The sequence below is a fragment of the Pseudonocardia sp. SID8383 genome, from assembly GCF_009864975.1.
Classification (GTDB): Bacteria; Actinomycetota; Actinomycetes; order Mycobacteriales; family Pseudonocardiaceae; genus Pseudonocardia; species Pseudonocardia alni.
Genome location: NZ_WWFY01001113.1, coordinates 1 through 9,498, shown reverse-complemented (window position 1 = coordinate 9,498; position 9,498 = coordinate 1). Strand labels below are relative to the sequence as shown.

The 9,498-nt window shown below is 73.5% G+C and carries 13 protein-coding genes and 1 pseudogene; 2 read left to right on the top strand and 12 right to left on the bottom strand.

The features are described from left to right. The 3 genes and pseudogenes from GTW08_RS27045 to rsfS all read right to left on the bottom strand — a co-directional run. Positions 1-314, bottom strand: a pseudogene (locus tag GTW08_RS27045) (SGNH/GDSL hydrolase family protein); the annotation flags it as partial. Beyond that, positions 307-927 (bottom strand): histidine phosphatase family protein, encoded by a 621-nt coding sequence (locus GTW08_RS27040; protein ID WP_073578024.1) that lies wholly within the window; start codon positions 925-927, stop codon positions 307-309. The pseudogene GTW08_RS27045 and the gene GTW08_RS27040, both read right to left, overlap by 8 nt. After that, complete coding sequence (gene rsfS, locus GTW08_RS27035; protein WP_073578246.1) at positions 924-1,307, bottom strand: ribosome silencing factor; 384 nt, start codon at positions 1,305-1,307, stop codon at positions 924-926. The genes GTW08_RS27040 and rsfS overlap by 4 nt, the downstream gene beginning before the upstream one ends. A gap of 126 nt (positions 1,308-1,433) precedes the next feature. Between rsfS and GTW08_RS27030 the strand changes: the two genes are divergently transcribed. Continuing rightward, entirely contained in the window at positions 1,434-2,294 is an 861-nt protein-coding gene (locus GTW08_RS27030; protein WP_073578025.1) for a MaoC family dehydratase, read from the top strand. A gap of 4 nt (positions 2,295-2,298) precedes the next feature. On the opposite strand, the gene GTW08_RS27025 is transcribed toward GTW08_RS27030, so the two are convergent. Genes GTW08_RS27025 through GTW08_RS27015 form a run of 3 tightly spaced genes read right to left on the bottom strand, consistent with a single transcriptional unit; the run spans position 2,299 to position 4,287 of the window. After that, a complete protein-coding gene (locus GTW08_RS27025; protein ID WP_139283009.1) occupies positions 2,299-2,979 on the bottom strand; it encodes a hypothetical protein in 681 nt (226 codons plus the stop codon). Between the two features lie 49 nt (positions 2,980-3,028). Beyond that, on the bottom strand, positions 3,029-3,535 hold the full coding sequence (locus GTW08_RS27020) for a GNAT family N-acetyltransferase (protein WP_073578027.1): 507 nt from the start codon (positions 3,533-3,535) through the stop codon (positions 3,029-3,031). A 14-nt stretch (positions 3,536-3,549) separates the two neighbouring features. Further along, complete coding sequence (locus GTW08_RS27015; RefSeq protein WP_073578028.1) at positions 3,550-4,287, bottom strand: class I SAM-dependent methyltransferase; 738 nt, start codon at positions 4,285-4,287, stop codon at positions 3,550-3,552. A 63-nt stretch (positions 4,288-4,350) separates the two neighbouring features. On the opposite strand from GTW08_RS27015, the gene GTW08_RS27010 reads away from it, so the two are divergent. Further along, on the top strand, positions 4,351-4,980 hold the full coding sequence (locus tag GTW08_RS27010) for a DedA family protein (RefSeq protein WP_073578247.1): 630 nt from the start codon (positions 4,351-4,353) through the stop codon (positions 4,978-4,980). 7 nt (positions 4,981-4,987) lie between these two features. Here GTW08_RS27010 and GTW08_RS27005 read toward each other — a convergent pair whose 3' ends face one another. The 6 genes from GTW08_RS27005 to GTW08_RS26980 all read right to left on the bottom strand — a co-directional run. Then, complete coding sequence (locus tag GTW08_RS27005) at positions 4,988-5,551, bottom strand: dihydrofolate reductase family protein (RefSeq protein ID WP_073578248.1); 564 nt, start codon at positions 5,549-5,551, stop codon at positions 4,988-4,990. A gap of 76 nt (positions 5,552-5,627) precedes the next feature. Continuing rightward, complete coding sequence (locus GTW08_RS27000; RefSeq protein WP_062404434.1) at positions 5,628-5,825, bottom strand: ferredoxin; 198 nt, start codon at positions 5,823-5,825, stop codon at positions 5,628-5,630. Positions 5,826-5,839: 14 nt separating this feature from the next. Next, positions 5,840-7,054 (bottom strand): cytochrome P450, encoded by a 1,215-nt coding sequence (locus GTW08_RS26995; protein ID WP_073578249.1) that lies wholly within the window; start codon positions 7,052-7,054, stop codon positions 5,840-5,842. Between the two features lie 126 nt (positions 7,055-7,180). Further along, positions 7,181-8,281 carry an alpha/beta fold hydrolase gene (locus GTW08_RS26990; RefSeq protein ID WP_301549177.1) on the bottom strand — a complete coding sequence of 367 codons (1,101 nt, stop codon included), beginning with the start codon at positions 8,279-8,281 and terminating at the stop codon, positions 7,181-7,183. Between the two features lie 82 nt (positions 8,282-8,363). Further along, positions 8,364-8,543, bottom strand: coding sequence for a hypothetical protein (locus GTW08_RS26985; protein ID WP_073578029.1), 180 nt, complete (start codon positions 8,541-8,543; stop codon positions 8,364-8,366). A gap of 248 nt (positions 8,544-8,791) precedes the next feature. Then, a partial coding sequence (locus GTW08_RS26980; RefSeq protein WP_161152703.1) for an alpha/beta hydrolase fold domain-containing protein occupies positions 8,792-9,498 on the bottom strand: 707 nt, incomplete at its 5' end.

The window sequence follows — 9,498 nt, the reverse complement described above, 5'->3', positions numbered from 1 at the left end:
TGGCGCAGCGGGGCGGGGCGCAGCACCGGGATCAGCTCGCGCAGCGCGGTCGGCAGCGGGGACGGCAGCGAGTCCATCCCGGACACCCCGAGCACGACCGCTCCGACCCGCGGCAGCGCCGCCCACACCCGCGGGTCCCCGGTGATCGCCGACCAGGCGTGCCGGGCGGTCCACCCGGCACGCGCGACGATCTCGGCGCGGCCCCCGAGCCGGGCGGCGGCGATGTTGGGCCACAGCCTGGGCTCGTCGGCCGGGCAGGGCCGCTCGGGTCCGTGGAAGGCCAGCGAGTCCCCGACGACCAGCAGGTCAGGCACCGATGTTGTACCCCGACAGGCGCCAGCGGGGATGGTCGTCACGACGGGCGACGACGGCCCAGCGGGTGTTGCCCAGCCCGCCGATCACCGGCCAGGACGACTGCGGCAGGTCGAGCAGCCCGCACACCATCCCGGCGATCATCCCGCCGTGCGCGACGAGCAGCACGGAGCGCTCCTCCGGGTCGGCGGCGTACTCGAGGTCCAGCTCCTCGACGACCGGCAGCGACCGGACGACGACGTCGACCCGGGACTCCCCACCGGGCGGGGTGAACCGCGGGTCGGACCGCCACTCGGCGATCGCGCCCGGGTCGTCGGCACCGATCTCGGCGATGGTGCGCCCCTGCCAGTCCCCGAGGTGGGTCTCCCGCAGCCGCTTGTCCACCGACAGCGGCAGCCCGACGGCCCCGGCCACGGCGGTCGCGGTGTCGTGGGCACGGGTCAGGTCCGAGGTGATGATCCGGTCGAACCGCTCCTGCGCGAGCCGCGGCGCGACGGCCGCGGCCTGCGCGCGCCCGGCGTCGGTCAGCCGGGTGTCCAGGTGCCCCTGCATCCGGCCGACGGAGTTGTACTCGGTCTGCCCGTGCCGCAGCAGGGTGACCCGGCGCAGCGTCATGCAGTGCCGTCCGGGGCGCCCTGGGGGTCGGGCACCTCGATCGCCGGGCAGTCCTTCCAGAGCCGGTCCAGGCCGTAGAAGCCGCGCTGCTCGGTGTGCATGACGTGCACGACGATGTCGTTGAAGTCCAGCAGGACCCAGCCGTTGTCCTTGTCGCCCTCGCGCCGGGTCGGCTTGCTGCCGCGCTCGCGCAGCTTCTCCTCGACCTCGTCGACGATGGCCTGGACCTGACGCTCGTTGGCCGCCGACGCCAGCACGAAGCAGTCGGTCAGCGCGAGCTGGTCGGACACGTCGAGCGCGACGATGTCGACGGCCTTCTTGTCGGCCGCGGCGGCCGCGGCCACCTTCGCCAGCTCGACCGCCTCCGGTGATGCCGTCACCACACTCTTCCCTTCACGACCACGATTGACCTCGACAGTGTGTCAGCCGGGCACCGGGGGCTTGGGCGGCGGGCACCGGGCGGGATAGGTTTCCGCCTCACGGTGGAACGTCGAAGGAGACTCCCCATGCCCCTGGCGCCCGATCTCGAGGGCACGCAGTGCGAACCGGTCAGCTTCGCGTGGGCACGGGACGACGTGCTCCTCTACGCGGTCGCCGTCGGCGCGGGGGGTGAGGACCCCACCGCCGAGCTGTCGCTGACCACGGAGAACACCGGGGGCGTGCGGACGGCGGTGCTGCCGTCGTTCGCAGAGATCGTCACAGCGGGCGCGAAGGTCGACCTCGGTGACGTGGACGCCTCGCGCGTCGTGCACGCCGAGCAGGCGTTCCGGGTGGTCGGCCCGCTGCCGGTGGAGGGGCGGGTCCGGGTGACCGCGACGGTCACCGAGGTGCTCGACAAGGGGTCCGGGGCGCTGGTGCGCACCGAGGCCGAGGCCGTCGACGCCGGCACCGGCGAGCCGGTGCTGACCAGCACGAAGACGTTGTTCCTCGGCGGCGAGGGCGGCTTCGGCGGCACCCGCGGTGACAGCGCGCCGAGCCCCGTCCCCGACCGCGCACCCGACCACGAGGTGGCCTACCGGACCACGCCCGGCCAGGCCCTGCTGTACCGGCTGACCGGGGACCGCAACCCGCTGCACAGCGACCCGCAGTTCGCCGCGAAGGGCGGTTTCGACCGGCCGATCCTGCACGGCATGTGCACGTACGGGTTCACCACGCGTGCGCTGGTCGCGACCGTCTGCGACGGCGACGCCCGTCGCCTCGTCGCGATGGACGCCCGGTTCACCCGGCCGGTCGTACCCGGGCAGTCCCTGACCGTCTCCGTGTGGGACACCGGCGACGGCACGGTCGCGTTCCGGACCGCCGTCGACGGCGAGGTGGTGCTGGACCGCGGCACCGCGGAGGTCACGGCGGCGGCCCCGTCCGCCTGAGCGATCAGGACGCCGCCGCGGTGACCCGCGGCGGCGCCGGGTCCCCCGGGTAGTCCTGACCTCCCCGATAGGCGAGGGCGCACAGCGCGTCGAGTGCCGCGAGCTGCGGGTAGGTCCGGTCCGGGTCGCCCCGGTGCGGCCACCGGTGGTCCAGGTGGCGGAAGGTCACGGCGCGGTGCCGCGTGGTGGCCAGGAAGCGCGGGTTGTCCCGCACGAAGCGGGCGTAGGCGTGCCGGAGCGCGGGGTGGCGGCCCAGCTCGGTGCGGACGAACCGGTCGACGTCGGCGCCGATCTCGTGGACGTACTCCCCGCAGGGGGCGACGACGAACGGCACCACCCACGCCTCGTGCACGCAGAGCAGGTCGCGCACGGCGCGCTGGCGGTGCCCGGCGTTCTCGCTGCGCGACATCCACGCGGCGACGACGGCGCGGCGGCGCGTGCCCATCCGGGCGAGCACGGCCGACGACGGCCAGGGGAACGACGTCCGGAACGGGATGTGGACCGGGTCGCCGTCGACGTGCACGTCGTGGTCGGCGACGCCGCCGCCGGAGTCCTGCACGAGCTGCGCCGACACCGCGCCCCACGGGGCGAGGGTGTGCATCGCGGCGTGGGCGTCCCGGCGGACGGGCTGCGGCACCGCGCGGAGCAGCAGACCGGCCACCGTCGGGGTGGGGACCTCGATCACGAGGATCACCGTAGCCCGATCGGCGCAGCACAGCGTGACCAATGGTCGACTATTGCACTGCGTCGTCACCCGTTCGGCGCTGCGTGATCGGCAGCCGGTAGAGCGCGGCGACCGGTTCGCGACCGTCCGGGAAGCGCCATCCGGCGGGCGCGGCCCCGGTGCGGACCCAGCCGGCCGCCCGGTAGAGGCGCTCGGCCGGGACGGACTCGACGACGTCGAGCACCCCGTCGCGGCCACAGGCCGCGAGCGCGGTGGCGACGCCCGCCAGCAGGGCGCGGGCGTGCCCGGCACGACGGACCGCCGGGTCGACGAACACCCGGGTCAGCCGCAGCGCACCGGAGTCGCCCGCGGCGTCGACATCGTCGGTGAGGAGCGCGGCGTGCCCGGTGACCCGCTCCCCCACCGTGACGACCAGTGCGGTGACCAGTCCCGGCGGGGAGAGGAACGCCGCCGGGTCGGCCGGCCAGGTCGACGGGTAACGGTCGGCGGCGTGCACGGCACGCAGTACCGCGACGCAGCCCGGCAGGTCGTCGTCGGTGCGGGGGCGTACGACCACGTCCGGACGCCGGGTCAGCGCGGACGCAGGACGTAGCCGGTGTAGCCGTACTCGGCGCCGAACCGTTCCCGCACGGCGATCTCGTCGCCCACCTCGTCCAGCGCCGCCGGGTCGACGCCGTCCTCACGCAGGGTCGCGATCCGGCAGGCCAGCGGCCGGTAGTAGGCGTCCCAGTCGGAGTCGGGGAGCAGGTAGACCGCCTGCACCGTGTACCCGGCGCGCTCCGCGGCGGCGACGTTCTCCGCGGTCGTCCGCATCCCCGGGTAGCTCCTGTCCCAGAACTCCCGCGCGCCGGGCGACGGCTCGGTGGTCGTCCACTCGGCCTCGGTGAGGACCAGCACACCGCCCGGGGCGAGCAGGCGCCGCCAGCCGGCCAGCGCGGCGTCGAACCCCATGATGTAGGCCGCTCCCTCGGACCAGACGAGGTCGGCCTCGCCGTCGGGCAGCGGGAGGTCGTCCATCGCCGCGACGAGCGGACGCACCCGCTCCCCCAGCCCGGACGTCGCGGCCCGGGTCCGCAGCCGCCGGAGGAAGGGCTCGTGCAGATCGACGGCGACGACCTCACCACCGGTCGCCGCGGCCAGCGGGAGCGTCGAGGGGCCCGTCCCGCAGCCGATGTCGACGATCCGCGGCCGCTCGGGCAGGTCACCGGCCAGCCGCAGCAGCAGCGCCGTCGTCTCCTCCGATCCCGGCGCCTCACGGGGCAGGTCGTCGTGGGCGGCCAGGAAGACCTGCTCCAGCGGTGTGCTCACGCCCGCGCATGATGCCCGCACCGGGCCGTCACCGCACCACCGGAACGTGTGCATGATGGAGTGGTGCACGTCGACATGCTCCTGATGGCGATCCCCCCGCTCGCGATCTACTTCCTGTGCGCGGGTGTGGTCGGGGTGGAGAGCATCGGGGTCCCGCTCCCCGGCGAGATCGTGCTGGTCGGCGCGGCGCTGCTGGCCGCGCGCCCGGGGTCCCACATCGACCCGGTCGCCGTCGCGGCGTCGGCGACGGCGGGCGCGATCGTCGGTGACTCGATCGGCTACTCGGTCGGGCGCCGCTACGGCACCGGCCTGCTCGACCGGCTCGGCCGTCGCTTCCCGAAGCACCTCGGCCCGGCCCACCTCACCGTCGCCCGCCGCATCTTCGACCGGCACGGGGTGTGGGCGGTGCTGTTCGGCCGCTTCGTGGCGATCCTGCGGATCCTGGCCGGGCCGCTGGCCGGGACGATGAAGATGCGCTATCCCGCGTTCCTCGCGGCGAACGCCACCGGTGCGGTGCTGTGGGCGGGCGGCACGGTCGCCCTGATCTACCTGCTCGGCATCGTCGCCGAGACCTGGCTGAAGCGGTTCTCCTGGATCGGGCTGCTCGTCGCCGTCGTGGGCGGGCTGTTGGTGTCGCGGTACGTGCGGCACCGCGTCGAGCGGGCCGCCGCCCGGGAGGAGACGGCGACCTGAGCGCCGATCAGCGCGGCGCGTGAGCGGTGTAGACGATCCCGCCGCCCAACGAGCGGGCGTCGAGGAGCCGTAGCCCCTCGGCGTTCCAGCCGTCGGGGAACAGCCGCCGGCCGGCACCCTGGACCACGGGGTGGTGGAAGAGCCGGAACTCGTCGACGAGCCCGGCGGCGATGAGCGTGTGGCAGAGCGTGATGCTGCCGGTCAGCACGATGTCGGTGCCCGGCTGCTCCTTGAGCGCCGCCACCTCGGCCACCGGGTCCCCGGACAGGATCGTGGAGTTCTGCCACTCCGGGTCGGTCAGCGTGGAGGACACCACGTACTTGTCGACCTGGTTCAGGTAGTCGGTGATGCCGGTGGCGTCGTCGGTCTGCGCGGGCCAGAAGCCGCGGAAGTCGCAGAACGTGCGACGGCCGAGCAGGGTCGCGTCGGACGCGGCGTCCTGGCGGTGCAGCTCGGCCAGCATGTCGCCGCCGTCGTCTCCTCCGGACCCGGCGCTCGGGTCAAACCAGTCGCCGAGGAACTCGACGGCGCCGTCGAGGGTGATGTTCTGGGTGATCGCGAGGGTGCGCACGGGAGGTGCCTCCACGGTCGTCGGTGCGTCGTACACCGGGGTCGACCGCGGAGGCGTCCCGGACTCATCGCTCCGCTCAGCCGTCGACGACGGTGATCGCCGACGCCGGGCAGCCGCGCGCCGCGTTGCGCACGGCCTGCTCCTGGCCGTCCGGCGGGGTGTCGGTGAGCAGCTCGACGACGGCGTCGGAATCGCGCTGGTCGAACACGTCCGGGGCGGTGAGCAGGCACTGCCCCGAGCCGACGCACGCGTGCTGGTCGACCTCGACCTTCATCGCGGTCCCCTCCCTCACCAGCGGACCGGCAGGCTGCGGACGCCGCCGGTGATGTGGTCGGTGCGCACGTCGAGCTCGTCCATGCCGACGGCGAGGTCCAGCCCGGGAAGCCGGCGGGCGAGCGTCGCGAACACCGCGCGCAGCTCGGTGCGGGCCAGGCTCGCGCCGATGCAGAAGTGCGGCCCGTGGCCGAAGCCGACGTGCCCGCGCTCGGTGCGGTCGGGGTCGAAGGTCTCGGCGTGGTCGAAGACGTCGACGTCGCGGTTGGCGGCGTTGACCGAGAGGATCACCGCGTCGCCGCGCGCGATCGTGACCCCGGCGATCTCCACGTCTTCGTGGGCGTAGCGCAGCAGCCCCAGGTCGCCGGGCGCGCCGAGGCGCATGACCTCCTCGATGACGGCGTCGACCCGGCCGTCCGGGTCCGCGGCGAGCCTGTCCCACTGGTCGCGGTTGGTCATCAGGAACAGGATGCCGAGCCCGATCCGGTTCACCGTGGTCTCGTGGCCGGCGAACAACAGCCCGACACAGAGCCGGACCATCTCCGGGTAGCCGAACCCGGGGTCCTCGGCCTGGGTCTGCACGAGGTCGGTGATGACGTCCTCGCCCGGCTCGGCGCGCTTGCCCTCGGCGAGCCCGGCCATGTAGCGGCCGAACTCCTCGCGGGCGACGTGGGCGTCCTCCCCGGAGAAGGTCGCCATCCGGTCGGACAGTGCGCGGAAGTACTCGCCGTCGGACTCGGGGACGCCGAGCAGCGAGCAGATGACCGCCACGGGCAGCGGGAAGGCGAGGTGGGCGTGCAGGTCCACGGTGGCACCCGGGCCCGCGGCGTCGTGCTCGGCGACCATCGCGTCGACGTAGCCGTCGACGAGGTCCTGCACGTGCCCGGACAGCGTCCGCATCCGCTTGGCGGAGAAGGCCGGGGTGAGCAGCCGGCGCATCCGGCCGTGCTCCTCCGCCTCGTTCTCGTAGGTGCCGGTCGGCCCGTCCTGGACGGCGGCGGTGCTGATCCTCGACGCCTTCTCCGGCTCCGGGTGCGACCGGCCGAACCGCTTGTCCCCGAGCAGCTCGCGGACCTCGGCGAACCGGGTCACCAGCCAGGCCGGGTCCCCGGCCGGGGTGGTCACGGGCGCGATCGGCGCCTCGCGGCGCAGGACCTCGTAGAACGGCGCGAGGTCGAGCAGGTTCGGTCGGGTGAACGGCAGGCGGGGACGCTCGGTGGCGAGGGTCATCGACACTCCTGGGGTCGTGGTGGTGATCCCCAGCCTACGATTTATTGGCAGTATCTGCCACGAATGTGTCCGGAGTGCGCCGGACCGTCCCCGAACGGGCGGGTCGGGGACGGTCCGGGCCCGCGGTCACGCCGGGCTGTCGAGCAGCTCCTGCAGGTACTGGTCGATCTGCGGCATGTAGGTGGGCGCGACGCCGAACAGGGCGAGGTGCCCGAGCAGGTCGTCGACGACGCGGATCGTCGCGTGCGGGGTCAGCTCCAGCTCGGCCTCGTGGTCACGGACCGGGAAGAACATGTCCTCGTTGATCGGGATGACCCGGGCGACGGACTCGTTGCGCCCGAGCGCCTCGGCGAGGTCGCCGCCGGTGTGACGGGCGACGTCGCCCCGTTGCCACTTCCACGCCATGCACAGCAGGTCGTTGGGGTCCATCGCGGTGAAGTACGGCTCCAGGAAGCCGGCCATGAACGCCTCGCGGGACTCGAACTCCAGGGCGCGCCACACCTCCTGCTTCCAGAACTCGGTGGAGAACCCCATCACCGCCCAGATGCCGGCGTGCCGCTTCAGCCCGGCCTCGACCTCGGTGTTGCTGCGGTAGTTGCCGCCGGCGAAGCCGGGGTCGGAGGTGATCGCCTCGACCAGGGCCTGCGTGTAGAGGAAGTCGTGCGGGGTGTTCTGCGCGGTCCCGGCGATCGGCGCGGCGCGGCGCACCTTCTGCGGGAACCGGACCATCCACTCGTAGGTCTGCTGCGCGCCCATCGACCCCCCGACGACCAGCGCGAGCCGGTCGATCCCGTAGTGCTCGCGCAGGAGCTGCTCCTGGGCACGGACGTCGTCGCCGATGCGGACGTGCGGGAAGTTCGACATCGCGATGCCCGCGTTGGCACCCGAGGCGTTGTGCGGGCTGGTCGACAGACCGTTGCCGATCTGGTTGACCACGACGATGAAGTACCGCTCCGGGTTCAGCGCGTGGTCCGGGCCGATGTAGACGTCGCGGAAGATCTGGTGCGTGCCCGAGTACCAGGTCGTCACGAGGATCGCGTTGTCCTTCGCCGCGTTCAGCGTGCCGAAGGTGGCCACCGCGAGCTGCAGGTCGGGGATCACCCCGCCCTCCTCCAGCGCGAACTCCCCCAGGCTGATCAGGTCGTAGTCGCCGTGGAACTCGTGGGTGTAATAGGGATTCTCGATCGCCGTCGGCTGCGCTGTCGTCCCGGTCGTCACTGCTGTCACGCTCCTGCTCCGTCGAAGACGCGGACCGGGGCCGACTCTTCTCCCTTGTGACGCGTGGCACAAGATCCCGACCGGGCCGTGCTCAGCTCCAGGCGACGACGAGCACCAGCATCGTCACGACGATGCCGAGTCCCAGCACCGTCATCAGCAGCCAGGCCGCGGCGTTCGGTGGCGCCGCGGCGGGGGCCGGGTCGGTACTGCGGCGCAGCTCGGCGAGCTGGGCGGGGTCGAGGATGGGCACGGTCAGGTCGTCGGAGTTCATATGGTGGTAACGCGCGGAGACGGGTCGCAGGCACTGCGTCCCCGTCTCTCGTGTGCCGCAGGAAGATCGATGTCGCGGACGGTGGTTCACGTCCGCCCACCGGGTTCACTTTCCGTAGACCGGGAACACGCGTTGCATGACTCACCGTGAGCGGACGGGTCGCGGCGTCGCACCTCGCAGAGGCTTCCCGGACCTCGCAGCCCCCGCAGTGGCTGCGAGGTCGGGGCACGGTGTGCGGGGTCGGGTCGTCACACGCCGGGCGGCGGGGACGCGCCGTCGATCCGGGCGGACAGCCGGTCCCGTGCGTACCGCAGCGCGGTTGCGTCGACCGGGGTGTCGTGCCCGGCGAAGCCGTGCGGGACGCCCCGGTTGACGCGCAGGTCGACCTCGGCCCCGGCCGTCGCGAGCCGGGCGGCCATCGCGAGGTCGTCCTCCAGCAGCACGTCGTCGGTACCGACCGTCATCAGCAGCGGCGGCAGGCCGGTGAGGTCGGCGAACACCGGGGAGAGGTCCGGGACGGTCCGGTCGGCGACGTGGCCGGCGTGGGCGCGCAGGAAGTACTCGCCGGCGATGCGGCGACCGGCCGGGGTGCGGGCACTCAGGCCGTAGGTGCCGTACCGCAGCTCGGCCCCGGCGACCCGATCGGCCAGATCGCGGTCGCGCAACCGCAGCAGCGTCGTCACGGCCAGGGTGGCCCCGGCGGAGACGCCCGTGAACGCGACCCGGTCGGTGCCGAACAGCTCCGGCGCCCGGTCGAGCAGCCACAGTGCCGCGGTCGCGCAGTCGTCGGGGGCGGCCGGCCAGGGGTGCTCCGGGGCGAGCCGGTGGTCGACGGCGACGACCGCGACGCCGAGCGCCTCGGACAGCGCCCGGTTCCCGACGTCGTCCCGCGCGGCCGAGCCCAGGTAGGAACCGCCGCCGCGGATCTGCAGGAGCACCCCGCGCGCCGTGCCCG

Coding starts and splice junctions, on each gene's coding strand:
- GTW08_RS27040 (WP_073578024.1), bottom strand. CDS start 927: ATGACGCTGCGCCGGGTCACCCTGCTGCGGCACGGGCAGACCGAGTAC.
- GTW08_RS27030 (WP_073578025.1), top strand. CDS start 1,434: ATGCCCCTGGCGCCCGATCTCGAGGGCACGCAGTGCGAACCGGTCAGC.
- GTW08_RS27000 (WP_062404434.1), bottom strand. CDS start 5,825: ATGAAGGTCGAGGTCGACCAGCACGCGTGCGTCGGCTCGGGGCAGTGC.
- GTW08_RS26995 (WP_073578249.1), bottom strand. CDS start 7,054: ATGACCCTCGCCACCGAGCGTCCCCGCCTGCCGTTCACCCGACCGAAC.
- GTW08_RS26985 (WP_073578029.1), bottom strand. CDS start 8,543: ATGAACTCCGACGACCTGACCGTGCCCATCCTCGACCCCGCCCAGCTC.